Raw genomic sequence first — 25,124 nt, forward strand, 5'->3', positions numbered from 1 at the left:
GCACGGCCGGCCGCCGGTCGGCACGGGTACTTGACCTGAACAATTGTTGAGGTTCGAGACTAGCAGGGCGGCGCGGCCGCGAGGCCGCACGACCCCTGGCACGACCCCGATCCCGACCCCGAGGAGCACCCGTGGACGCCATCCGCCTGCACGCGTTCGGACCACCCGAGAACCTCGTGCTGGACCAGCTCCCCGACCCGGTCCCCGGCCCCGGCCAGGTACGCGTCGCCGTGCGCGCGCACGGCGTCCACCTGCTCGACACGACGCTGCGCCGCGGCGAGGTCGCGGGACCGCTCCCGCTGCCCGCCCTGCCCACGGTCCCCGGGCGCGAGGTCGCCGGGGTGGTGGACGTCGTCGGGCCGGGCGTCGACGCCGCGTGGCGCGGGCGACGCGTCACGGCCCACCTCGGCGCCACGCCCGACGGCGGCGGGTACGCCCGCCTGGCCGTCGTGCCCGTCGAGGCGCTGCACCGCATCCCCGACCACGTCACCGCGCCCGACGCGCTGGCCATGATCGGCACCGGTCGGACCGCCGTCGGCATCCTCGACCTCGCGGAGCTCGCCGCGACGGACACCGTCGTCGTCACCGCCGCGGCCGGCGGGCTCGGCACGCTGCTCGTGCAGAGCGCGCTCGCGGTGGGAGCGCGCGTCGTCGCGCTCGCCGGCAGCCCGGAGAAGATCGCCCTCGTGCGGTCGCTCGCCGGGGAGGCGCAGGAGGACCGCCTCGTCGCCGTCGACTACCGGGCCGACGGCTGGCTCGACGAGGCGGCGACCGCCGTCGGGCAGCACGCCCCGGAGGGCGCGACCGTGCTCCTCGACGGCGTCGGCGGCGACGCGGGCACCGACGCCGCGAGCCTCGTCGCGCCGACCGGCCGCCTCGTGCTCTACGGCTGGGCGTCGGGGGCGCCGAACCGGGCCGGTGACGTCGACCACCCGGGCGGGAAAACGGGGGCCGACGGCGGCGCGCCGGACGTACGGTGGGCGGTGGGACCCCGGGCCCGACCCTGGGGAGACCTGTCCGCGCTGCAGGAGCGCGCGCTCGCGCTCGCGGCGGACGGGACGTGGCGGGTCGTCACGCACCAGATCCCCCTCGCGGAGGCCGCGCGCGCCCACCGCGAGCTCGAAGCGCGCGCCACCACCGGAAAGGTCGTTCTCGTATGACGGCGGACCCCCGCACCGACGCCGACGCACCGGCGTACGGCTCCCCCGCGCCCGGCGCGGGCGAGACCGGCACGGGAGGCGTCGGCGTGCCCGAGACCGGCCCCGCGACCAGCCCCACCGAGGCGGGCACGCTCTCGCCCGGGACGCAGCGCACGGTGCTGTTCGGCATGGTCGCGTTCGTGTTCCTCGGCGCGTTCGAGGCGCTCGCCGTCGCGACCGCCATGCCGACGGTCGCCGTCGAGCTCGACGGCCTCACGCTGTACACGCTCGCGTTCGCCGCGTCGCTCGCGTCGAGCGTCGTCGGCATGGTGGCGTCCGGCCGCTGGAGCGACCGCGCCGGCCCGACCACCCCGCTGTGGACCGGCATCGGCCTCTTTCTCGCCGGGCTGCTCGTCGCCGGGCTCGCGCAGGACATGCTCGTGCTCGTCGCGGGCCGCGTGCTCCAGGGCGTCGGGACGGGCCTGTACATCGTCGCGCTGTACGTGCTCGTCGCGCGCGTCTTCCCCACCGACCGGCGTCCGAAGGTCTTCGCCGCGTTCGCGGCGGCCTGGGTGATCCCGTCGATCGTCGGGCCCGCCATCGCCGGGCTCGTGGTCGAGCACGTCGGGTGGCGCTGGGTGTTCCTCGCCGTCCCGGTCCTCGCGGTGCCCGCGCTGTTCCTCATGCGCCCGGGCATGCGCGCGGCCCGCGGCTCGGCCCCCGAGCCCGCCCCGGCGTCCGCCCCGCTGTCGGGGGACCGGCCCGACGACGCCGAGCCGCCGCTCGACCGGACCGCGCGCCAGGCGTCGCTCACCTGGGCGGTCGTCGCCGCCGTCGGGATCGGGGCGCTCAACTACGCGGGCCAGCTGCGCGGGGTCGGGCTCGCGGCCCTGCTCGTCGCCTCGCTCGCCGCCGTCGCGCTCGCCGTCCCGCGCCTGCTCCCCCGCGGCACGACCCGCGCGGCCCGCGGCCTGCCGAGCGTCATCGCGATCCGCGGCCTCGTCGCGGCCGCGTTCACCGGCGCCGAGGTGCTGCTCCCGCTCCTGCTGTCGCACGAGCGCGGCCTCTCGCCGTCGCTCGCGGGCGCCGTGCTCACGTTCGGCGCCGTCGGCTGGTCGACGGGGTCGTGGCTCCGCGGCCGGGCGACGTGGGGCCTCCAGCACGCGGGCTACGTGCGACTCGGCGGGACGCTCGTCGCGCTCGGGATCGGTGGCGCCGCGCTGCTCGCGTGGACGGCGGTGCCGCCCGTCGTCGGGATGGTCGCGTGGACCCTCGCGGGGCTCGGCATGGGCATGACGCACCCGACGCTCTCCGTGCTCACGCTCGAGCTCTCGCCCGTCGCCGAGCAGGGCGCGAACTCGTCCGCGCTCCAGGTGTCCGACGCCGTCGCCGCGGCGACCGCGCTCGCCGTCACGGGGTCGCTCCTGTGGGCCCTGCACCCCACGCTCGGCCTGGCGTCGTACGTCGTGTGCTTCGGCGTCACGGTGCTGCTCGCGGCGGGCGTCGCCCTCCTCGCGCCCCGCACCCGCCCGGTCCTCAGGGCGTAGGGCGCAGCCCGGCCGCGGCGTCCCCATAGCGGTCGAGCACGATCGCGGTGAGCCGCGGGTCGGGCGCGAGCGGGCCGGTCACGACGTCGGCGCCCGCCTCCAGCACCCGGTCGTAGAAGAAGCCGGGCGCGAGGAGGTAGGCCGCGACGACGACGCGCCCGCCCGGGGCGAGGCCCGCGCGGGCGGCGGCGACGGCGTCGGGCACCGTGGGCGTCGCCATGGCGCCGTAGCCGACGGAGACCGGGCCGGGGACGCGCTCGCGCAGCCCCGCGGCGAGCTCCGCGACGTCGCGCGCGGCGCCCGGGCGGCTCGACCCGGCGGCGGCGATCACGACGGCGTCGCCGTCGCGCAGGCCGGCCTCCGCGAGCCGCTCGGCGAGCAGGTCCACGAGGCGCGGGTCGGGGCCGAGCGGCCCCGACGCGGCGGCCGCCCCGGTGCCGGGGCCGCGGTCCTCGACGGCCGCGGCGACGTCCACGCTCACGTGGAACCCGGCGGAGAGCAGGAGCGGGACCACCACCGCGGCGCCCGGGGCCCCGCCGTCGGACGGCGCGACGACCGCCGCCACGACGTCCGCCACCTCGGGCTGCTGCACGTCGACGAACGCCTCCCGGACGTCGAGGTCAGGACGGGCAGCGCGCACGTCGTCCAGGAGGGCGCGGATCACCGCACGCCCCGCGAGGTCGTTCGTGCCGTGGGAGCAGCCGACGAGCACCGGCGCGGCGGCACGCCGCCCGGCCGTGGCGCCGGCGACGGCGTCGAGGGAGGTGGGGCTGTCCGCGCTCATGCGAGCTCCAATCGGTATCCGCGCTTGACGACGGTCCTGACCAGGTCCCGGCGACCGGTGGCCTCGCGCAGGCGCGCGACCGCGACCTCGGCCGCGTGGGGGTCGCGCGAGTCGCCGGGCAGGACGTCGAGCACGTCGTCGCGGGTGACGACCTCGCCGCGGCGCGCGGCGAGGAGGCGCAGCACCTCAAGGCTGCTGGGCGACAGGGGCAGCACCTCGCCGTCGAGGACGGCGACGCGCGAGCGGATCTGCAGCGTCCCGGCGACGGTCGCGAGGGCGACGGTCTCGGCCTGCTCGTAGTGCGCGACGAGCGTCCGCACGAGCGCGCCGAGCCGTCCGCGCTCGGGCTGCAGCGGCGTGACGCCGCGGTGCTCGAGCGGTCGCGCGGTGACGGGCCCGACGGCGGCCGCGACCATCGAACCGTCCTGGAACCTCGACACGACGAGCCGCCCGACGCCGTGCTCCTCGGCGGCGCTCAGCCACGCCTCGGCGCCGGGCGCGGAGGTGAAGACGACCGCGTCGATCTCCCCGACGGCCGCGGCCTCGACGGACGCGCGCAACGCTTCCGGGTCGGGCGGCGGTCCCCACCGGTAGACGACGAGGCTCGCGACCTCGGCGCCGGCCTCCGCGAACACGACGTCGAGCCCGTCGGCACCGGCGCCGTGGTGCTGCACGGCGATGCGCAGCCCGGCGACGCCCTCGCCGAGCAGCACGTCGGCGATCTCCGCCGACGTCTCGGACTCGGCGACCCAGTCGGCGGTGAGGCCTGCGGCCTGGATCGCGCCGCGCGCCTTGGGCCCGCGCGCGACGATCCGCGCGTCGGCCAGCACCTCGAGCAGGCGGTCGGCGAGGCCGTGCGCGTCGGCGGCCTCGACCCAGGACCGGAAGCCGATCCCGGTCGTCACGACGACGACGTCCGGCGGTCGCTCGACGAGGTCGCGCGTCCCCGCGAGGAGCTGCTCGTCGTCGGCGTGCGGGATCATGCTCAGCGCGGGCGCGTGGCGGACCTCGGCGCCCCGGCGCTGGAGGGCGGCGGCGAGCTCGCTCTTGCGGCGGTCGGCCGTGACGAGCACGGTGCAGCCGGCCATGACCTGGCCGAGGGTGGGGCGATCGGCGTCGGGGCCGGACGCGAGATCGACCCGAGCGTCCGAGATCGACCCTCCGCGGGTCGACGTCGCGACGGGCGGGTCGACCTCGGTGCCGCCGGTGCCGGTCACGCGACCGTCGCCGGGTCGAGCCGTCCCGCGGCGGCGACGTCCCCCACCACGATGATCGCCGGGGGTCGGACCCCAGACTGGGCGGCGCGCTCCACGATCTCGCCGAGCGGGGCCCGCGTGACGCGCTGGCGCGGCGTCGACCCGTTCTCCACGATCGCGACGGGCAGCGCAGGGTCGGCCCCGGCGCCGAGCGCCTGGGCCGTGATGCGTGCGAGCTGCGAGACACCCATGAGGACCACCAGCGTAGCCGTGCGGTCGCGGACCCCCGCGAGCGCGGCGGCGTCGAGCCCGTCGTGGCCGCTGACCACGTGGAACGCGGCGACCGTGCCCCGGTGCGTGAGCGGGATGCCCGCGAGCGCGGGGACGCTGAGCGCGCTCGAGACGCCCGGCACGACGTCGACCGGCACACCCGCCGCGCGGCACGCGAGCACCTCTTCGCCGCCGCGCCCGTAGACGAACGGGTCGCCGCCCTTGAGCCGCACGACGCGCCGGCCGCGCTGCGCGTGCTCCACGAGGAGGGCGTTGATCTCGTGCTGCGGCACGGGGTGGTGGCCGGGCGTCTTGCCGACGTCGATCACCTCGACGCCGGGCGCGAGCTCGTCGAGCACGTCGACCGGTCCGAGCCGGTCCGCGACGACGACGTCCGCCTCCGCGAGCGCCCGGCGACCCCGGACCGTGAGCAGGTCGACCGCGCCGGGCCCTCCCCCGACGAGCGTCACGCGCCCCAGGCCTCCCGGCGCCGGACGGTGGTGGCGCTGGTCGGCGCCGCCGGAGCGCAGGTGCTCGGCGATCGCGTCGCGCACCGCGCGCGCCCGCCGCGGGTCGGCGCCTCGTCGCTCCCCCGGGCTGTCGGCCTCTCGTCGCTCCCGAGCGCACCCGTCCGCCGGAACGCCGGCCGCGGGGACGTCCGTGACGACCCCGACGAGCACGTCGCCGCTGCGGGTCGTCGCCGGCGTGCGGGCGGTGCCCTCGTGCGCGGCCCCGGCGTGGACGCACCAGGTGCGGCGCGCCGCCGCCCACGCGGCGACGTCGCGGTCGGTCCCCGAGTCGTCCGTCGCCGCGAGCACGAGCCACGCGTCCTCGACGTCGGACTCACGGACCTCGCGCGGCGCCCAGGTGACGCGGCCGCCCGGCGCGGTCCCGCCGTCGGCCCGCAGCCCGACGGGTGACGGTGCGAGGAGCGGGGCGCGCAGCGAGGCCGCGACGAGGTCGCGCAGGTCCTCGCAGACCTGGGGCGCGACGACGCGGACGTGCGCGCCGTCGTCGGCCATCGCCCGCGCGCGACGGGCCGCGACGGGGCCGCCGCCCGCGACGAGCACCGTGCGCCCGGCGAGGTCGATCCCGAGGAGCGTCGTCACGACGCACCGTCCGCGGGCCCGGCGGCGTGGGGGCGCAGGCCCACGTGCACGACGCCGTCGCGCACCTCGGCGGGCCACGTCGCCAGGTCCGGCGCGAGGCCTTGGACGGGCACGTACCCGGCGGCCTCGAGGCACCGGCCGGTCGTGAGGTCGAAGACCTGCTTGTACATGGGGCCGGCGACCGTCGGCACGCCCCCGCGCGTGCCGACGATGCCGCGCGACAGGACGTTCGCACCGGAGAACGGGTCGCGCTGCTGCACGACGCGGACCGTGTCGTCGGGGAGGCGGAACAGCGCGACCTGCACCCCGCCGACGAGGGCGGCGGCGCCGCGTTCGACCAAGAGGTCGCGCAGGAGGCACACGCGCTCCCACCCCGCCGCGTCCGACGTCGGCGTCTCTACGGGGTACGCGGCCTGCTCTGCTGGCACGACGCTCATCGACGGACCTCCAGGGTCGTGCCGGCGATCACCACGGGGCCGGCGGGGACGGTGGCGAGACCCGAGGCGCGGGCCTCCTCGAGGGCGGCCCGCTCGTCCGCCCTGGCGGGCCGGATCTGGCCGCGCTCGGTGACGTACGCGAGGTCGGGGTCGGGCTCGGCGGGCGCGTTGACGAACGAGCCGAAGCGGCGCAGCTTCTCCGGGTCCTCGAGGACGGCGCGCCACTCGTCCTCGTAGTCGCCGACGTGGCGGGCCATCGCGGCGTCGAGGTCGGCACCGATGCCGAGCGAGTCCTCGACGACCACCTCGCGGATCGCGTCGAGACCGCCTTCGTGGTCCTCGACCCACGCGGCCGTGCGCTGCAGGCGGTCGGCCGTCCGGACGTAGTACATGAGGAAGCGGTCGATGGTGCGCACGAGCGCCTCGTCGTCCAGGTCCTCGGCGAGGAGCTGCGCGTGCCGGGGCGTGAACCCGCCGTTGCCGCCGACGTACACGTTCCAGCCCTTGTCCGTCGCGATGACGCCGACGTCCTTGCCGCGCGCCTCGGCGCACTCGCGCGCGCACCCCGAGACGCCGAGCTTGATCTTGTGCGGCGAGCGCAGGCCGCGGTACCGGAGCTCGAGCTCGACGGCCATGCCCACCGAGTCCTGCACGCCGAACCGGCACCACGTGGACCCGACGCACGACTTCACCGTGCGCAGCGACTTGCCGTACGCGTGGCCGGACTCGAACCCGTGCTCCACGAGCCGGCGCCAGATGTGCGGGAGCTGCTCGATGCGCGCCCCGAACATGTCGATGCGCTGGCCGCCCGTGATCTTCGTGTAGAGCCCGAAGTCCTTGGCGACCTGCCCGATGACGAGCAGCCCGTCGGGCGTGATCTCGCCCCCGGGGATGCGCGGGACCACGGAGTACGTGCCGTCCTTCTGCATGTTCGCCAGGACGTGGTCGTTCGTGTCCTGCAGCGTCGCCTGCTCGCCGTCGAGGACGTGACCGTTGCCGAGCGACGCGAGGATCGACGCGATCGTGGGCTTGCAGATGTCGCAGCCGCGCCCGGCGTCGCGCACCAGCACGGCACCCTGCGTGGCTGCGCTCTCGTCCACCGGCGCAGTGACACCCCGGCCGAACCGCGCGACGATCTCGCTGAACGTGTGCAGGTCCGCGACGCGCACGGCGTCGAAGAGCTGCGCGCGCGAGAGGTCGAAGTGCTCGCACAGGGCGTTCGAGACCTCGACGCCGGCCCGGGCGAGCTCGGTCGTCGTGAGCTTCTTGACGAGCGGCAGGCACGACCCGCAGCTCGTCCCCGCGCGCGTGCACGCCTTGACGCCCGCGAGGTCGGTGCACCCGTGCTCGGTGACCGCACCCCGGATCGTGCCCGCGCCGACGTTGTTGCACGAGCAGACCGTGGCGTCGTCGGGGAGCTCGAGGGCCGGCGCCCCGCCGCCGGACCCCTCGGGGAGCAGGAACAGCCCCGGGTCGCCGGGGAGCTCCGTGCCCAGCATCGGCCGCAGCGACGCGTACGGCGCGGCGTCGCCCACGAACACGCCGCCCAGGAGCGTGCGCGCGTCGTCGGACAGGACGAGCTTCTTGTAGACGCCCGCGACCGGGTCGGCCCACACGAGCTCCATCGCGCCCTCGGTGCGGCCGTGCGCGTCGCCGAAGCTCGCGACGTCGACCCCCTGGAGCTTGAGCTTGGTCGCCGTGTCCGCGCCGGGGAACGTCGCCTCGCCGCCGAGCAGGCGGTCCACGACGACCTCCGCCATCGCGTAGCCCGGCGCGACCAGGCCGAGGCACCGGCCCTCGAGGCACGCGACCTCGCCGACCGCCCACACGTGCTCGTCCTCGGTGCGGCACGCGAGGTCCACGACGGCGCCACCGCGCTCCCCGACCGCGAGCCCCGCCGCGCGCGCGAGCTCGTCGCGCGGCCGCACGCCCGTCGCGAGGACCACGACGTCGACGTCGAGCCGGCCGCCGTCGGAGAAGTCGAGCCGGCCCACGTGCCCGGTCTTGCGGGAGACCCTCAGCTCCTTGGTCCCGGTGTCGCACCGGACCGCGATGCCCATGCCGTTGATGAGGCGCTTGAGGGCCTCGCCGCCGCCCAGGTCGATCTGCGCGTCCATCAGGTGCGTGCCGAACTGGACGACCGTGGCCTGCGCGCCGAGGGCCTTGAGCGCGCCCGCGGCCTCGAGGCCCAGGAGTCCGCCGCCGATGACGGCGCCGCGCACCGGGCGTTCCCAGCCACCCTCGGTCGTGGCGCTGCGCCGCTTCTCCTCGACCCAGCCGCGCAGCGCCGCGACGTCGTCGATCGTGCGGTAGACGAACACGCCGGGCAGCTCGTTGCCGGGGATCGGGGGGCGCGCGGCGTTCGAACCGGTCGCGAGGACGAGCTCGTCGTAGGCGTGCACGCGCCCGAGCCGGTCGGTGACGGTCTGCGCCTCGCGGTCGATCGACGCCACCGCGCAGTCGCGGTGCAGCGTGACCAGCGGATCGTCCCACAGGGCAGGGTCGCCAAGGGTGAGCTCCTCGGCGTCGCGCGCCGAGAAGTAGCTCGTCAGGGCGACGCGGTCGTACGGCTTGCGCGGCTCCTCGGCGAAGAGCGAGACGCGCCACGTCCCGTCGGCGTCGCGCGCGCGCAACGCCTCGACGAGCCGCTGCGCCACCATGCCGCCGCCGACGACGACGAGGTGCCGGGGCGCACCGGGGGCCGGGGCGGGGGCGGGATCGGTCTCAGGTCCGGTCACGGCGGGCTCCTGGGGGCGTCGGGGCGGATCGGTCACCGTCCGCGGGGTCCGACGAGAGCGAGGAGAGGCCCCCGGGGATGGTGCTGACGACGCTACGGACGGGCGGTTTCGCGACCGTGCCCCGCCCGTTGCCCGTCCGTAACGGTGTTCTCACCCGGCCGGACGCCGCCGTGTGAGGTCGGCGGAGCGGTGCGAGACCGGCAGGTCGTGTCCAGATCGACGATCGTGACTGCCGATCTCGGCAGGGCTTGCCGACCTCACGCGCCGAGGCCGACGCTCGCCCGTGCGCCGTCGGCCTGCGGCTGCTCCGGGTCGGTCTGCGCGAGCCAGTCGACCAGGCCGCACACGACGTCCTTGCACCCGCCGCAGCCCGTCGTCGCGCGCGTCGCCCGTGCGACGTCGTCGACGCTCCGGGCGCCGTCGTGCCAGCAGCCCACGACGTCGCCCTTGGTCACGCCGTTGCACGTGCACACGGTCGTGCGGTCGGGCATGAGCGTCGGGGACGACGCCGGGGCGGGCGCCTGCGCGACCGGGCGCAGCAGCAGGTGGGCCGGGTCGGCGGGCACGGGGACGCGGCGCGTGTACGCGGCGGTGAGGTCGGCGCCCACCTCGGGCGCGCCGACGCACGTCGCGCCCACGAGCACCCCGTCCGCGACGACGACCTCGACGTGCCGCCCCGCCGCCGGGTCGCTCAGCGTCACGGAGCGGTGCGACGCGTCGGGCGCGCGACGCTCGCCGCACACGCCCATCGTCACGATCTCGAGCCCCGCCGCCTTGACCCGGACGACGTCGGTCCCGGCGGTCGCGCGTGTGCCGACCCCGGGGTCGGCCGTCGGCTCGAGCGGTCGCGCGACGACCTCCGTGGCGAGCCGCAGCGCCACGCTCGGCCGGTCGGCGGCCGGTCCTCGGCGCGCACGCCGCCGGTCGGGCGCGGCCCCCCGCGCGGCGCCCGGCCTCCCCGCGCCGTCGGCCCTGGCGGCGAGCCGCTCCGCGAGGTGCTGCGCGAGCCGGCGCGCCTGGTCCCACCCCTGGGCGATCAGCCCGGTACCACCCTCGGGCGGCTGGGCGCAGTCGCCGATCGCGAACACGCGCGCGTCGTCCGGGCTGGCGAGGTCGGGCCCGACGACGACCCCCCGGTCGACCGTGAGCCCCGCCGCCCGCGCGAGCCCGGCCTCGGGCACGGTGCCGCACGCGAGCACGACGAGGTCGGCGTCGAGGTCGACGCGACGCACGCCGTCCGGCGCTCCCCCGGCCGCGCCCGGCCGATCCGCCGCGGGGTCGTGCGGGCCGCCGTCGGCCACCCGGAGCGTCACGCCCCGCACCGTGCCGCCGGCCACGGCCACGCGCTCCGTCCGGGCTCGGGTCCAGGCGCGCACCCCGAGGCCGGCGAGCCCGCGCGCGACGACGACGCCCGCCGCACGGTCGAGCTGGCGGTCCATCACGCTCGCGCCGCCGTGCACGAGGCTCACGGCGACGCCGCGACGCGCGAGCCCGCACGCGACCTCCAGGCCGAGGACGCCCGCCCCCACGACGACGGCGTGCCGCGCGTCGAGCGACCCCGCGACGATCGCGCGCGCGTCGTCGAGCGTCCGCAGGACGTGCGCGCCGCGCGGCAGGCCGCCGGGCAGGCCGGTGAGGCCGGGCACCTCGGGGACGCGCGCGGCGGCGCCCGTCGCGAGCACGACGACGTCGTACGGGTAGGCGCCCTCGCCCGTGACGACTCGGCGCGCCGCCCGGTCGATCGCGAGGGCCTCGGTACCGCGCCGGACCGTCACGCGAGGGTCGTCCGTGGCGGGCAGGGCGATCGTCGCGACGTCGGCCCGGCCCGCGACGACCTCGCTGAGCAGCACGCGGTTGTACGGCTCGTGCTCCTCCGCGCCGAGCACGGTGACCTCGACGTCGGCGGACCCCCCGCACCGCGCCGCGAGGTCGCCCGCGAACCGCGACCCGACCATGCCGTGACCGACCACGACGACGCGCGTCATCCCCCGACCTCCTGGAGCGCGGGGGCGCGTCGCACGTCCACGGCGCAGACCTTGAACTCCGGCATCCCGGAGACGGGGTCGGTCGCGTCGGTCGTCACGCGGTTGACGCTGCCCTCGCCGCCCCAGTGGAAGGGCATGAAGACCGTGTCCGGCCGGACGCGGTCCGTCCACCGCACGACCGCCTCGATCGCGCCGCGCGCGGTCGTGAGGCGCGCCCGGTCTCCGTCGTCGATGCTGAGGCGCGTGCCCAGGACCGGGTGGACCTCGACGAACGGCTCCGGGACGAGTCGGTCGAGCTCCGGCACGCGCCGGGTCTGCGCGCCCGACTGGTAGTGCTGGAGCACGCGGCCCGTGACGAGGTAGAGCGGCGCGTCGGGCCGCACGTCGTCGCTCGGGCCCGTGTGGTCGACCGCGACCAGGCGGGCACGTCCGTCCGGCGTCGGGAACCGGTCGAGGAACATCCGCGGGGTGCCCGGGTGGTCGGGGGACGGCACCGGCCAGTGCAGGCCCGGGCCGCCGTCCGCCTCGTCCGCGTCGAGGCGCGCGTGGCTGAGCCCGGCGTAGTCCGCGACGCCGCCCGCGGACGCGCGCGCGAGCTCGTCGAAGACGACGGCCGGGTCGGTCGGGAAGGAGACCGGCGATCCCAGCCGACGCGCGAGCTCCGCCAGGATCCACAGCTCCGACCGTGCCTCGCCCGGCGCGTCGACCGCGCGGCGCCGTCGGATCACGCGTCCCTCGAGCGACGTCATGGTGCCCTCCTCCTCGGCCCACTGCGTCACGGGCAGCACGACGTCCGCGAGCAGCGCCGTCTCCGACGGCACGAGGTCGCACACGACGAGCAGGTCGAGCGCGCGCAGGTTCGCCGCGACCCGGTCCGCGTCCGGGGCGCTGACCACGACGTTCGACCCGTGCACGAGCAAGGCGCGCGGGCGCCCGTCCTCGGCGTAGGTCGGGGTCGCACCGCCCGGTTCGGGCCGCGCGCCGAGCGACCGCAGGAGCTCGACGGCGGGCATCCCAGGACCGGGGAGCGTCGCCGGGTCGACGCCCCACACCGCGGCGACGTGCGCGCGGGCCGCCGGGTCGTCGATCCTGCGGTACCCGGGGAGCTGGTCCGCCTTCTGCCCGTGCTCGCGGCCGCCCTGCCCGTTGCCCTGGCCGGTGATCGCGCCGTACCCGGACCCCACGCGGCCGGGCAGGCCGAGGGCGAGCGCGAGGTCGATCGCCGCGGTCACGGTCGCCGTGCCCTGCGAGGACTGCTCGACGCCGCGGCCCGTGAGCACGTACGCGCCCGCACCCCCGTGGACGGGCGACGCCGCCGCGAGCAGCCGGGCGACGTGCCGCAGCCGTCCCGCCGGCACCCCGCACACCGTCTCCGCGCGCTCGGGCCACCATGCGGCGACGGACCGGCGGACGTCGTCGAACCCGGTCGTGCGCGCGTCGAGGTAGGCCGTGTCCGCGAGCCCCTCCGCGACCACGACGTGCAGCAGCGCGAGCAGCACCACGAGGTCGGTGCCCGGGACCGGCTGCAGGTGCACCCCCTGCCCGACGGCGTCCCCCGGCTCCCCCGTGAGCGCCGCCGTCGCGCTGCGGCGCGGGTCCACGACGACGAGCCCGCCCCGCGCCCGCACGCCGGCGAGGTGCTGGACGGACGGCGGCATCGTCTCGGCGACGTTCGACCCGAGCAGCAGCACGGCGTCCGCGCCGCCGAGGTCGGCGAGCGGGAACGGGAGCCCGCGGTCGGCGCCGAACGCGCGGTTCGCCCCCGCCGCGGCGGACGCCATGCAGAACCGCCCGTTGTAGTCGATGTTCGCGCTCCGCAGCACCGTGCGCGCGAACTTCCCGAGCGCGTACGCCTTCTCGTTCGTCAGGCCGCCGCCCCCGAACACCGCGACGGCGTCGCGGCCGTGCGCGGCCTGGACCCGCTCGATCCCGGCCGCGACCACGTCGAGGGCCTCGTCCCACGGGGCGGGCCGGAGCTCGCCGTCGGGCCCGCGCAGGAGCGGGCTCGTCAGCCGGTCGGGTGCGCGCAGGACCGTCGCGCTCGTCCAGCCCTTCTGGCACAGCCCACCGCGGTTGGTCGGGAAGTCGCGCGGGGCGACCGCGACCGGCAGCGGGCCGCGCGCGGGTGCGAGCGTCATGCCGCACTGGAGCGCGCAGTAGGGGCAGTGGGTGTCCACGCTCAGATCCCGGCCGCGGCGAGGGCCGAGCCCTTGCGCAGGTAGACCGCCCACGCGACGACCGCCATCACCGCGTACATCCCCACGAACGTCCACAGGGCGGGGACGAGCGAGCCGGAGAGGCTCGTCGACGCGGCGAACCCGCGCGGGATGAGGAACCCGCCGAACGCGCCGACGGCGCCCGCGATCCCGATGCACCCGGCCGCGGCCTGGCGGGCGCGGACCCGGGCCGCGGCCAGAGCCGCGGGGTCGCTCGCCGTCGGGCCGTCGAGGGCCCGCGCCGCGCTCGCCTGGAAGACGGCCGGGATCATCCGGTAGGTCGAGCCGTTGCCGACGCCCGTCGCGACGAACAGGACGAGGAACGACGCGAAGAAGAGGCCGAAGCTGTGCGTCTCCAGCGCCCGGATCGCGCCGACCGCACCGAGCGCCATGACCCCGTACGACGCGATCGTCACGCGCGCGCCGCCCAGGCGGTCCGCGACGATGCCGCCCAGCGGCCGGGACACCGAGCCGACCAGCGCGCCGAGGAACGCGATCGAGAGCGTGACCTCCGGGAACTGGCCCGCGAGGAGCGTCGGGAACGCACCGGCGTAGCCGATGAACGACCCGAACGTCCCGATGTAGAGGAACGAGATGATCCACGTGTGCCGGTTCCGCGTCGCGACGGCGAACGACCGCGGGTCCGCCTTCGCCGTGGCGAGGTTGTCCATGAACCGCCACGCGAGGAACGCCGCGAGCAGGATGAACGGGATCATCATGAGGCCCGCGCGCTCGAGCGCGACACCCGCCCCGGCGACGATGACGAGCGGCACCGCGAGCTGCACGACCGCCGTCCCCAGGTTGCCGCCCGCGGCGTTGAGGCCCAGCGCCTTGCCCTTCTCCCGCTCAGGGTAGAAGAACGAGATGTTCGCCATCGAGGACGCGAAGTTGCCGCCGCCGAAGCCGGCGAGAGCCGCGACGGCCAGCATCACGCCGAACGACGTGCCGGGGTCCTGCACGACGACCGCGAGCGCCGCCGTCGGGAGCAGCAGGAGGAGGGCGGACACGACCGTCCAGTTGCGCCCGCCGAACAGGGGCACGGCGAACGTGTACGGGATGCGCAGCGTCGCGCCGACGAGGCTCGGCACGGCGATGAGCCAGAACTGCTGGTCCACGGTGAAGGCGAACCCGGCGGCGGGGAGCTGCGGGACGACGATCGACCACAGCGCCCAGACCGCGAAGCCGAGGAACTCCGCGAGCACCGAGATCCCGAGGTTGCGGCTCGCGACCCGGCGGCCGCCGTCGCGCCAGAACGTCGGGTCCTCCGGGTCCCAGCGGTCGATCCAGCGCCCGGAGCGGCGGTGCTGCGTCCCGGGCGACGCCGGTGCGCGTCCTGGCGCGAGCGGCGTCGCGGGCGCGACGACGGACGGGCGTGCTGCGGACTGCTCACCCTCGTGGGTGGTGGGGCTCGTGGGCGCGGGCATGGCGGCTCCTTCAGCAGGTCCCGGTCAGTGACCAGGACGCTAGGAACGCCGTGTTTCCCCCGCGCGCGACCCCCGTTAAGCCCGTGTCAGGTCTTCCGCACACCCGCTCGGCGGGCGCTGTGAGCGGCCGTCCGCGCGCTCGCCGTCAGCCCTCGACGCCGGTCGCCTCGTGGGACGAGCCCACCGGCTTGGACTCGGGCGACCCGCGCTCGCGCAGGTAGATCGCGAGCACGACCATGCTGAGGACGGCCAGCATCTCGGACTGCCAGTTCTGGAACGTGCGGCTCCAGAAGTCCGGCATGGACAGGTACTCCGTCCACGGCACGGGGTCCTGGAGGTCGCGCAGCTGCTCCTCGCTGAACGCGACCGCGCCCGCCGCCGACTGCGCGGCCCACGACCCGAGGAAGATCGCGCCCATGACGAGCGACAGGGACCGCGAGTAGACGGCGAGCCGCCAGCCCCGGGCGCGGGCCCACGCCGGGGAGTCCGCGGTCGCGTGCTCGCCGACCTTCTGGTCCTCGTCGGACTCGCGGCCCGCCTGGTCGAGCTTCTTCGACTCGGGCGAGCCCCGCTGCACGAACCACACCGTCGCGGTGATGAAGAGGAGGAACTGCAGGTACTCGGACTGCCAGTTCTCCGTGACGTCGACCCAGAACGCCGACGACAGCACGTACTGGCCGAACGTCACCGGGTCGAGGCCTGCCCCCTGCTGATCGGTGTTGAAGACGGCTACCCCGCTCACGGCCTGCGCGACGAGCGACGCGAGGAACGCGAGCGCGAAGAACAGGCTCAGCGAGCTCGCGCGCAGGCCGCCGAGGACGCCGCCCTTCCCGCTGCCGGTGCTCATCGGTGCACCGCCGCCAGCACGAACGTGACCGCGAGGCCCGCGACGACGAGCACGAGCGTGGCCCAGAACACCAGCCGCGGGACCCTCATGCCTCCACCTCGCAGTCGTAGGGGCGGTCGTCGCGGGGCGTGCAGCCCGCCGCGGTGACGACCCACGCGTCGCCGGAGAGCGCGAGGAAGACGGTGTCCGTCGCCGTGACGACCTGCGCCTGACGCCCCGCGACGTGCACGTCCTCGACGACGACCTCGGTTCCGGCCGCGGTCAGCCCGGCGAGGGGGCCGTCCGGCGCGGTGACGACGTCCGCGCACGGCTCCCCCTCGTCGGCGGCGAGCGCGTCGGCCGCGGCGGGCAGGATCAGGGCGCACGCGGCGTCGCCGTCCCCCACGGCGAGCGCGCCCGCGAGGTCCTCGACGACGTCCTGCGCCTCTGCCGCGCCGGGTCCCGCGCACCCCGCGAGCGTGGCCGTCACGAGCGCGAGGGCCGCGAGCCCGACGCCCGGACCTGTCCGTGACCCCCGACCAGCACTCCCGAGCACACGACCCTCCTGTGGCGGCACCGCGCCGACCGGGTCGCCGGCGCTGAGCCTCATGCTTGCGGTTCTCGATGCGCTCGCAAGCAGTGGCCCCGGGCACGGTTCGGCACGGAGCGTGCCCGCTCGGCACCTCGAGGTGCCGAGCGGCGCAGCGTGTGCCGACGCGCGTCCCGCGTGCCGACGGGTGGGCTCAGCCCCAGACGAGACCGCGCGCCGGGTCCTCGAGGATCCGCGCGACGTCGGCCAGCACGCGCGCGCCGAGCTCGCCGTCGACGAGGCGGTGGTCGAAGCTCAGCGCGAGCTGCGTGACCCAGCGCTTGCGGATCTTGCCCTTGTGGACCCAGGGCTGCTCGCGGATCGCGCCGAACGCGAGGATCGCGGCCTCGCCGGGGTTGAGGATGGGCGTCCCCGTGTCGATGCCGAACACCCCGACGTTGGTGATCGTGATCGTGCCGTCGGACATGTCGGTGGGCGACGTGCGCCCGGCCCGCGCGGTCGCGGTGAGGTCCGCGATCCCGCCGGCGAGGCCGTGCAGGTCGAGGCGGTGCGCGTCCTTGATGTTCGGCACGACGAGCCCGCGCGGCGTCGCCGCCGCGATCCCCAGGTTCACGTAGTGCTTGTAGACGATCTCCTGCGCGGCGTCGTCCCAGCTCGCGTTGATCTCCGGGTGGCGGCGCACCGCGAGGAGCAGCGCCTTGGCGGTGACGAGCAGGGGCGTGACGCGCACGTCCGCGAACTCGCGGTCCTCCCGCAGGGTGCGGACGAGCTTCATGGTGCGCGTGACGTCGACCGTGTGGAAGACCGTCACGTGGGGGGCGGTGAACGCGCTCGTGACCATCGCCTCGGCCGTGCGCTTGCGCACCGACTTCACGGGCACGCGCGTCTGGCGGCCGTCGGCCGTGACGGCGCCCGTCGCGAGCCACGGCTGGTCGTCGTCGGCGTACGTCGCGAGCGGCTGCGCCTTCGCCTGCTCGTGGTAGGCCTGCACGTCCTCGCGCGTGACGATCCCGCCCGGGCCGGTGCCCGCGACGCTCGCCAGGTCGACGCCCAGGTCCTTCGCGAGCTTGCGCACCGGCGGCTTGGCCAGCACCGGCAGGGTCGCGTGCCCGACGGCGGCCGGCGCGCTCGCCCGCGGGGCGGAGGTCGAGGCTGGGGCCGACGGCGCGGTGCTCGCCGCCGGGGCCGTCCGGTCCGGGGTCGCCGGGCCGGGGCGGTCGGTCGCGGGTGCTGCGGCGGTGGGCTCGGCCGCGGGCGCTGCGGCGGCCGGCTCGGCCGCGCGGCGCCGCCGTCGGGCCGTGCCCGGCTCGACGGTGCCGTACCCGACGAGCACCGAGCCGGAACCCTCGCTCGCGGCGGGCGTCGCGTCACCGGTGCCCGCCTGCGGCGACGGGGCCGCTGCGGGGGCGTCCGCGCCGTCGGGCACGACGCCGGCCGGTGCGGTCGGCGCCGGGGCCGTGCCGCCCGGGTCCGTGTCCACGACGATGATCGGCACGCCGACCTCGACCGTCGTGCCCTCGGGCGTGAGGATCTCCGTGACGACGCCCGTGTACGGCGACGGCAGCTCGACGAGCGACTTCGCCGTCTCGATCTCGACGATCGTCTGGTTGACCGTGACGGCGTCGCCGACGGCGACGTGCCAGTGCACGATCTCGGCCTCGGTGAGGCCCTCGCCCGCGTCGGGGAGGTTGAACTTCTCGAAGGTGGGCACTGCGTGGTCCTCCTGGTGGTCCCGGTCGGCGCTGTCGAGGTCGCGGTGGACGCGCGTCAGAACGCGAACGCGCGGTCGACGGCGTCGAGCACGCGGTCGAGGCTCGGCAGGTAGTCGTGCTCGATCTTCGCGACGGGGTACGGCGTGTGGAAGCCGCCGACGCGCAGCACGGGCGCCTCGAGCGAGTAGAAGCACTCCTCGGTCACGCGGGCCGCGACCTCGGCGCCCGAGCCGAGGTAGGTCGGGGCCTCGTGCACGACGACGCAGCGTCCCGTCCGGCGGACGGACTCGACGACCGTCGCGGTGTCGAGCGGCGAGATGCTGCGCAGGTCCACGACCTCGATGCTGCGGCCCTCCTGCTCGGCCGCCGCGGCGACGCGGAGCGCGGTCGCGACGGTCGGACCGTAGGCGACGAGCGTGAGGTCCGTGCCGGGGCGGACGACGCGCGCCCGGTCGAGCACGGTCGCGCCCTCGCCGCGACCCGCGACGTCGACCGGCCCCTTCTCCCAGTAGCGGCCCTTGGGCTCGAAGAAGAGCACCGGGTCCGGCGAGGCGACGGCCTCCTGGATCATCGTGTACGCGTCCTGCGGCGTGGACGGCGACACGACGCGCAGGCCGGCCGTGTGCGCGAACAGCGCCTCGGGGCTCTCGCTGTGGTGCTCGACCGCACCGATCCCGCCGCCGTACGGCACGCGGATCACGACGGGCACCTGGAGCTTCCCGCCCGAGCGGTAGCCCATCTTCGCGAGCTGCGTCGTGATCTGGTCGTACGCGGGGAAGATGAACCCGTCGAACTGGATCTCGCACACCGGCCGGTAGCCGCGCAGCGCGAGACCGATCGCGGTGCCGAGGATGCCGGACTCCGCGAGCGGCGTGTCGACGACGCGGTCCTCGCCGAAGTCCTTCTGCAGGCCGTCCGTCACGCGGAAGACGCCGCCGAGCGCGCCGATGTCCTCGCCCATGAGCAGGACCTTGGGGTCGTTCTCCAGCGACCGGCGCAGCCCCTCGTTGATGGCGCGGGCCAGGGTCAGGGTCTTGCTGTCGCTCATCGCGCCACCTCCGCGGTCGGCTCCTCGAAGGACTGCTGGTAGTCGGCGAACCACGCCTTCTCGCGCTCGACCACGGCGTTCGGGGTCGCGTAGACGTGGTCGAACATGCTCGACGGGTCCGGTGCAGCGAGCGCACGGACCTCCTCGCGCAGCCGCTCGCCCAGCGCGTCGGCCTCGGCGGCCAGGTCGGCGGCGAACGCGTCGTCCCACGCGTCCTCGGCGCGGAGCAGGTTCTCGAGCCGGTCGATCGGGTCCCGACGGCGCCAGTAGTCCTCCTGGGCGCGCGACCGGTACTTCGTCGGGTCGTCGGACGTCGTGTGCGCGCCCATGCGGTAGGTGAACGCCTCGACGAACGTCGGGCCGCCGCCGGAGCGGGCACGCTCGAGCGCCTCCGCGGTCACGGCGTAGCACGCGAGCACGTCGTTGCCGTCGACCCGCACGCTGGGGATGCCGAACCCGCCGCCGCGCCGGTAGAGCGGCACGCGGGTCTGCCGGGTCGTCGGCTCCGAGATCGCCCACTGGTTGTTCTGGCAGAAGAACACGACCGGCGCGTTGTTCACGGCCGCGAAGACGAGCGCCTCGTTGACGTCGCCCTGCGACGTCGCGCCGTCGCCGAAGTACGTGACGACGGCCGCGTCGCGCTCCGGGTCGCCCGACCCGACGAGGCCGTCGCGCTGGACCCCCATGGCGTACCCCGTCGCGTGCAGCGCGTGCGACCCGATGACGAGCGTGTACAGGTGGACGTTGTGCGCCGTCGGGTCCCACCCGCCGTGGTCCACGCCGCGGAAGAGGCGCAGGCGCGCCGTCGGGTCGATCCCGCGCACGTGCGAGACGCCGTGCTCACGGTACGACGGGAAGACGTAGTCCTGGGGGGCGAGCGCGCGGCCGGAGCCGATCTGCGCGGCCTCCTGGCCCTTCGCCTGCGCGAACAGCCCGAGCTCGCCCTGGCGCTGGAGCGACGTCGCCTCGTCGTCGAAGCGGCGCGTGAGCACCATGTCGCGGTAGAGACCGCGCAGCGCCGCGGCGTCGAGGTAGGCGACGCGCTCGCGGTAGCCGTCGGTCTCCGGGGTCGTGACGCGGGCGCCGGCGGGCGTCACGAGCTGGAGCAGGGGTGCGTCGTCGGGACCGCCCGCGACGTCGGGGAGGTCGGGGTGCGTGCTCGCAGCGTCCCGCACGCCGGTTCTCGCGTCGTTCTCGGTCACGCGACTCTCCTTCGGTGCGGCCCGGCCGTGCGGCCGGCCCGCTCGGGGGCAGGAGGCGCCTGATAAAGGGCGCCGTCGGAACCTACGTCTCCGTAGCCTACGCAAGCGTAGGCTACGACCCCGTAGGTAGCGCCTCCGACGTGTCGCCCAACGTCCGTCACGACCGGCTGTAGAGAACCTCCAATCCCCACCGGCGCACCCCCGGCACCAGGAGGGCTGCCCCTACCGCGGGTAGACGCCGCCCGAGCGCAGCGCGTCGCGCTCGCGCAGGACCGGCCAGCGCGAGAACGCGAACACGAGGAACATGACGACGTTGAGGATCGGCACGAGGCCCACGAGCACCCACCAGCCGGAGTAGCCGGCCTTCTGGATGATCCGGACGTAGGCGATGAAGAAGATCACCGCGACCGCGACGTAGAGGACCAGGGCCGCGCCCCCGAAGAGCCAGCCGTTGTCCTCGACGAACTGCTCCCACTCCTGGTTGTCCATGCCGCGAGTCTTCTCGCGTGACCAGGACCCGGCAACCGCGCCGCCGTCGCCGGCCGCTACGCCGCGCCGTCGTCGTCCGCGCCGACGAACGCGCGGGCCACGTGCTGGGTCGAGGCGCCGAGCTCGAGGACGGTGTCGCAGGCCTGCTCGACGCGCGGGTTGTGCGTCGCGACGACCACGGCACGCCCCTCGTCCGCGAGCTCGCGCAGGAGCCCGACGATCGCGTCGGCGTTCCCCTCGTCGAGCGCCCCCGTGGGCTCGTCGGCGAGGACGACGCGCGGCCGCTTGAGGAGCAGCCGCGCCACGGCGACGCGCTGCTGCTCGCCGCCCGACAGCTCGTAGACGGCCGCGCGCTCGTACCCGCCGAGCCCCACGCGCTCGAGCACCTCCTCGCGCCGGCGCGCGCGGTCCGCCCGCCGGACGCCCCGGCTCACGAACGCGACGTCGAGGTTCGCCGCGACCGTCGCGTTGTCGATGAGCGCGTAGTTCTGGAACAGGTACCCGAGCTCGTCCCGTCGGAACAGGCGTCGCCCGTGCGGGCTCAGCGCGGTGACGTCGCGCCCGTCCACGAACAGCGTCCCCGCGTCCAGCCGGTCGAGCAGGCCCACGCAGTTGAGCAGCGTCGTCTTGCCCGACCCGCTCGACCCCACGAGGCCCGCCATCGAGCCCGCCTCCACGCTCAGCGTGAGGCCCGTCCAGACCGTCCGCGCCCCGTAGAACTTGGCCGCACCTACGACCTCGATCATCGCCATCCCCCTTCGTTCAGCTGTCACTGGATCGCGTCCGCAGGAGCCTGCGCTGGGCCACCGCGAGCGCGGTCACCAGCAGGGCGGACGACACGAGGCACACCGCCACCGCGACGAGCGGCTCCGCTCCCCCGAGCAGCCGCGGTGCGGCGGCCGCGACGACGGCGCCGAGGGCCGGCGGCGTGCGCGGCGGGTTCGCCGCCACGTACGCGACGAGCAGCACCGCCGAGGCGGCCTCGGCGAGGAACGCCGCGCGGTACCGCGCGGCGAACGACCACCCCGCGATGTAGCGGACGAACACGCTCTGCGCGTACCGCCGCGTGTACGCGCTCGACACCACGACCGCGGTGAGGAGCACGACGCCGGCCGCCGCCGCGATGTTCGCGAGGCCGAGCCGGAAGCTCCGGACGAGCTTCTGGTACTCCTCGGCCGCGGCGTCCGCGATCGGCGTGACCGAGAGGACGTAGTCGCGGATGCCCGCCGCGCGGCTCTCCTCCAGCACGTACGCCGGGTCGAGGAAGACGACGTCCCCCGTCGAGGTGTACGCGCCGTACCCGTCGGCGCTCACGACCTCCGAGGCCGGGTCCACGACGAGCACGACCGGCTCGTCCACGAGCGGTGACGCGCTCGGGTCCGCGGCGTTGCCGTAGTCGAACAGCGTGCTGCCCTCGGCGAGCGGCGCACCGCGCTCGACGGCGCACGTCGCACCGAAGTAGTCCGCCCACGAGCCGACGGCGGCCACGACGTCGTCCTGCTGGTCCGCCCGCAGCGTGGTGGGCAGGTGGATCGTGAGGCACGACCCCGGCGCCGGGACGAGCCGCGACCCGGTCGCGTCGCGGACGTCCTGCTCCTCCAGGTACGACGGGCTGACGAGGAGGACCGGCTGGTCCTCGGGCGCGACCGTCACCGTGCCGAACGCCGAGACGGGCTGCCGCGCGGCGAGCACCGCCTCGCGGTCGTCGAGCGCCCGCACGACGACCTCGCCGAGGCGCTGCGCGAACTCGCCCGCGCGGGCCTGGTCGTCGCCGCCGACGCCCACGGAGGTCGCGCCGCCCGCGCTCTGCCAGGCGGAGCGGGCGGCCTGCTGACCCGCGATGAGCTGGCCCGCGTGCACGGCGGAGAAGATCGACGCGACGAGGATGACGAGGGCGCAGAACCGCACGCCGAACGCGGCGGGGACGACCCAGGCCCCCACGGACTCGCCCTTGATCGCGGCCGCGAGCGGGATGCGCTGCGCGGCGGCCGTCGAGACGGCGTGGGCGGTCACGGTGACGAGCAGCAGCCCGGCGAGGACGGCGCCGGCCAGGCCGAGGAACGTCGTCGCCTGCGCGAACCCGTTGTAGGCGCCGAGCACGATCGCGCACACGACGGCAGCACCACCCAGGTGGAGGGCGAGGCGTCGGCCGATCGGGGCGAGGTCGCGCCGCAGGATGCTGGAGAACGGCGCGCCCTGGAGGCGCTGGACCGCGTACGCCCGGGCGTTGAGGAGCGCGCCGCACCCCGCGAGGAGCACGACGGCGACCGCCGCGATGGCGTAGCCCGCCGGGATCGGCGTGCCCGCGAGGTAGCGGTGCCACGAGAGGATCGTCGGGTAGGAGTCGGCCGACGCCGTCACCCCGGCCTCCCGCAGCGCGGCGGCCAGCGCCTCGGCCTCCGCCGTGCCGCACGAGAGCCCGTAGGAGCCCACCGGGCTCGTGGCCCCGAGCTCGGCGCCGGGGTGCACCTGCGTGGTGACGCCGCGGCTGAAGTCGGCCACGCCGTGGTCGAGCCACCGCCCGCCCGGGTCGGCCGAGCCGTCACCGAGGACGGAGAGGTGCCGCGTCGAGACGTCGGTGAGGTCGAAGGTCACCTTGGCGACGGTGCAGTCGCGGGAGGTCGCGAAGGTCGCGATCGTGCCGTACGCCTCGGCGCTCGACGCGGTCGTGCCGAGGGAGTCGACGCGGAGCTGGGCGTCGAACCCGCGGACCGCGAACTCGCTGTACGCCTGCACCGTGAAGAAGGCGAGGAAGAGGCTGACGACCACCGCGAGGGCGTAGGCCAGGCTGAGGCTTCTGTTCGGCATGGAGGCTCCGCGCCGGACCGGGCAGGGGCGGCACGGCGCCGCCCCTGCCCTGCGTCCGTGCTACGCGCACTTGTGCCAGTAGGCGTGGTCCACGCGCATGGGCCAGTCCTTGGCGTGCACCTTCGCCCAGACCCCGGGCTTGATGTTGGTCACCCGGTAGAGCTTCCCGTTGTGCACGGACGCGCCGTGGCACTGGGTGTTGTGCAGGTAGTGCGAGTAGATCGCGCCCGCACTGGTCCCGTAGTTCCAGATCCCGCCGCCCACGAGCTGCGAGCCGGCGAACGCCGCCGCCGGTGTGAAGGCCAGGACCCCGGCGACCATCGCCGTCGTCAGTACTCGACCAAACCTCATATCTCCCCCTTCGGAAGTGATTGCTACGTAAAAGTAGCAATCCGGAGACGCGAGCACCAGGGGTTCGGTCGATCTGGGGAAGTTCCGTTGCCGGAACGCAGAGGGGCCGTCGAGGAAGGGCTACAGCCAGGTCGCGCTGACGCGCAGGAAGAGGTCGGTCGCCTCGGGCTCGCCCACGCTCACGCGCAGGCCCTCGCCCGCGAACGGGCGCACGATCGCGCCGGCAGCACGCGCCTCCTCGGCGCGCTGGGCCGTGCGCTCCCCCAGGTCGAACCACACGAAGTTCGCCTGCGACTCCGGCAGGGACCAGCCCTGGTCGCGCAGACCCTCGACGAGGCGGGTGCGGTCCGCCACGAGGTGCTCGACCCGCTGCAGGAGCTCGCCTCGCGCCCCGAGCGACGCGATCGCGGCCCGCTGCGCCACGTGCGAGACCCCGAACGGCGTGGAGACGGCACGGATGCCCGCCGCGAGGCGCGGACGCGCGACGGCGTACCCGACGCGCAGGCCCGCGAGCCCGTACGCCTTGGAGAACGTGCGCAGCAGCACGACGTTCGGGTGCTGCGCGTACACCGCGAGACCGTCGGGGGCCTCCGGGTCGCGCACGAACTCGAGGTACGCCTCGTCGAGCACCACGAGCACGTCCGACGGCACCGCCGCGAGGAACGTCTCGAGCTCGTCGCGGTGCACCGCCGGACCGGTCGGGTTGTTGGGCGTGCACACCATGACGACGCGCGTGCGCTCGGTGACCGCCGCGGCCATCGCGGGCAGGTCGAGGCGCCCGCGGTGCTCCCCCGTCCGGAGCGGGACCCGCACCGACGTGCCGCCCGCGACGGCGACCGCGATCGGGTACGCCTCGAACGAGCGCCACGGGTAGACGACCTCGTCGCCCGGCTCGACGACCGCCTGGAGGACGTGCGCGAGGACCGCGACCGACCCGTTGCCCACCACGACCTCGTCGGCCCCGACCCCGAGGTCCGCCGCGAGCGCCTCGGTGAGCTCGGTCGCGTACATGTCCGGGTAGCGGTTCGCGTCCGCCGCGGCGTCGGCGATCGCCGCCACGACCGAGGGCAGCGGCGGGTACGGGTTCTCGTTCGAGGAGAGCTTGAACGCCGCCGCACCCGGGGCGACGCGCGCCCCCGGGACGTAGGCCGGCAGGGCGGCGACGGCAGGACGCAGGGGGACGCGGGGTTCGTGGGCCACGGTCCTCGATCATGCCACTCGTGCACCGCGGTCCGTGGCGGACGACGGCGCGCCACGCGCGGCGCCCGTGCCGCACCACCGCCCGGATGGCAG

General features: G+C 75.8%; 20 protein-coding genes. 2 read left to right on the plus strand and 18 right to left on the minus strand.

Features of this window, described 5'->3' with window-relative positions:
• The first annotated feature begins 131 nt into the window (after positions 1–131).
• Both B8281_RS02045 and B8281_RS02050 read left to right on the plus strand, forming a co-directional pair.
• Positions 132–1,160, plus strand: a complete 1,029-nt coding sequence (locus tag B8281_RS02045) for a zinc-binding dehydrogenase (RefSeq protein ID WP_085386749.1) — start codon at positions 132–134, stop codon at positions 1,158–1,160.
• Positions 1,157–2,686, plus strand: coding sequence for an MFS transporter (locus B8281_RS02050; protein ID WP_085386750.1), 1,530 nt, complete (start codon positions 1,157–1,159; stop codon positions 2,684–2,686). The genes B8281_RS02045 and B8281_RS02050 overlap by 4 nt, the downstream gene beginning before the upstream one ends.
• On the opposite strand, the gene B8281_RS02055 is transcribed toward B8281_RS02050, so the two are convergent.
• The 18 genes from B8281_RS02055 to hisC all read right to left on the minus strand — a co-directional run bounded on the left by B8281_RS02055 (position 2,676) and on the right by hisC (position 25,031).
• Entirely contained in the window at positions 2,676–3,470 is a 795-nt protein-coding gene (locus tag B8281_RS02055; RefSeq protein ID WP_085386751.1) for a sirohydrochlorin chelatase, read from the minus strand. The two genes, B8281_RS02050 and B8281_RS02055, sit on opposite strands and share 11 nt — an antisense overlap.
• Positions 3,467–4,558, minus strand: a complete 1,092-nt coding sequence (locus tag B8281_RS02060) for a uroporphyrinogen-III synthase (protein WP_034653096.1) — start codon at positions 4,556–4,558, stop codon at positions 3,467–3,469. Before B8281_RS02060 ends, B8281_RS02055 begins: the two co-directional genes overlap by 4 nt.
• A 125-nt stretch (positions 4,559–4,683) precedes the next feature.
• Positions 4,684–6,045 carry a uroporphyrinogen-III C-methyltransferase gene (cobA, locus tag B8281_RS02065; protein WP_085386752.1) on the minus strand — a complete coding sequence of 454 codons (1,362 nt, stop codon included), beginning with the start codon at positions 6,043–6,045 and terminating at the stop codon, positions 4,684–4,686.
• On the minus strand, positions 6,042–6,482 hold the full coding sequence (gene nirD, locus B8281_RS02070; protein WP_082774289.1) for a nitrite reductase small subunit NirD: 441 nt from the start codon (positions 6,480–6,482) through the stop codon (positions 6,042–6,044). The genes cobA and nirD overlap by 4 nt, the downstream gene beginning before the upstream one ends.
• On the minus strand, positions 6,479–9,142 hold the full coding sequence (gene nirB, locus B8281_RS02075; RefSeq protein WP_085388564.1) for a nitrite reductase large subunit NirB: 2,664 nt from the start codon (positions 9,140–9,142) through the stop codon (positions 6,479–6,481). The genes nirD and nirB overlap by 4 nt, the downstream gene beginning before the upstream one ends.
• Before the next feature lie 335 nt (positions 9,143–9,477).
• Positions 9,478–11,205, minus strand: coding sequence for an FAD-dependent oxidoreductase (locus B8281_RS02080; protein ID WP_085386753.1), 1,728 nt, complete (start codon positions 11,203–11,205; stop codon positions 9,478–9,480).
• On the minus strand, positions 11,202–13,343 hold the full coding sequence (locus B8281_RS02085; RefSeq protein ID WP_085386754.1) for a molybdopterin oxidoreductase family protein: 2,142 nt from the start codon (positions 13,341–13,343) through the stop codon (positions 11,202–11,204). Before B8281_RS02085 ends, B8281_RS02080 begins: the two co-directional genes overlap by 4 nt.
• A gap of 41 nt (positions 13,344–13,384) precedes the next feature.
• Positions 13,385–14,845 carry an MFS transporter gene (locus B8281_RS02090; protein WP_085386755.1) on the minus strand — a complete coding sequence of 487 codons (1,461 nt, stop codon included), beginning with the start codon at positions 14,843–14,845 and terminating at the stop codon, positions 13,385–13,387.
• A 145-nt stretch (positions 14,846–14,990) separates the two neighbouring features.
• The gene (locus B8281_RS02095; RefSeq protein WP_085386756.1) at positions 14,991–15,692 is read right to left on the minus strand and encodes a DUF6766 family protein; all 702 of its coding nucleotides are present in this window, start codon (positions 15,690–15,692) and stop codon (positions 14,991–14,993) included.
• Between the two features lie 85 nt (positions 15,693–15,777).
• Positions 15,778–16,281, minus strand: coding sequence for a hypothetical protein (locus B8281_RS02100; protein WP_157446521.1), 504 nt, complete (start codon positions 16,279–16,281; stop codon positions 15,778–15,780).
• Positions 16,282–16,414: 133 nt separating this feature from the next.
• Positions 16,415–17,932 carry a dihydrolipoamide acetyltransferase family protein gene (locus tag B8281_RS02105; RefSeq protein WP_085386757.1) on the minus strand — a complete coding sequence of 506 codons (1,518 nt, stop codon included), beginning with the start codon at positions 17,930–17,932 and terminating at the stop codon, positions 16,415–16,417.
• A gap of 56 nt (positions 17,933–17,988) precedes the next feature.
• Positions 17,989–18,981 (minus strand): alpha-ketoacid dehydrogenase subunit beta, encoded by a 993-nt coding sequence (locus tag B8281_RS02110; RefSeq protein WP_043656580.1) that lies wholly within the window; start codon positions 18,979–18,981, stop codon positions 17,989–17,991.
• Positions 18,978–20,156 carry a pyruvate dehydrogenase (acetyl-transferring) E1 component subunit alpha gene (gene pdhA / locus B8281_RS02115; RefSeq protein WP_198163199.1) on the minus strand — a complete coding sequence of 393 codons (1,179 nt, stop codon included), beginning with the start codon at positions 20,154–20,156 and terminating at the stop codon, positions 18,978–18,980. Before pdhA ends, B8281_RS02110 begins: the two co-directional genes overlap by 4 nt.
• Before the next feature lie 249 nt (positions 20,157–20,405).
• Positions 20,406–20,672, minus strand: coding sequence for a hypothetical protein (locus tag B8281_RS02120; protein ID WP_076403859.1), 267 nt, complete (start codon positions 20,670–20,672; stop codon positions 20,406–20,408).
• A gap of 56 nt (positions 20,673–20,728) precedes the next feature.
• Positions 20,729–21,418, minus strand: coding sequence for an ABC transporter ATP-binding protein (locus tag B8281_RS02125; protein WP_051028299.1), 690 nt, complete (start codon positions 21,416–21,418; stop codon positions 20,729–20,731).
• Positions 21,419–21,434: 16 nt separating this feature from the next.
• Positions 21,435–23,480 (minus strand): hypothetical protein, encoded by a 2,046-nt coding sequence (locus B8281_RS02130; RefSeq protein WP_043656583.1) that lies wholly within the window; start codon positions 23,478–23,480, stop codon positions 21,435–21,437.
• A 60-nt stretch (positions 23,481–23,540) separates the two neighbouring features.
• Entirely contained in the window at positions 23,541–23,831 is a 291-nt protein-coding gene (locus tag B8281_RS02135) for a lactococcin 972 family bacteriocin (RefSeq protein WP_021483224.1), read from the minus strand.
• Positions 23,832–23,951: 120 nt separating this feature from the next.
• On the minus strand, positions 23,952–25,031 hold the full coding sequence (gene hisC / locus B8281_RS02140; RefSeq protein ID WP_085386760.1) for a histidinol-phosphate transaminase: 1,080 nt from the start codon (positions 25,029–25,031) through the stop codon (positions 23,952–23,954).
• Positions 25,032–25,124 lie beyond the last annotated feature (93 nt).

It is taken from the genome of Cellulosimicrobium sp. TH-20 (genome assembly GCF_002105775.1).
Classification (GTDB): domain Bacteria; phylum Actinomycetota; class Actinomycetes; order Actinomycetales; family Cellulomonadaceae; genus Cellulosimicrobium; species Cellulosimicrobium funkei.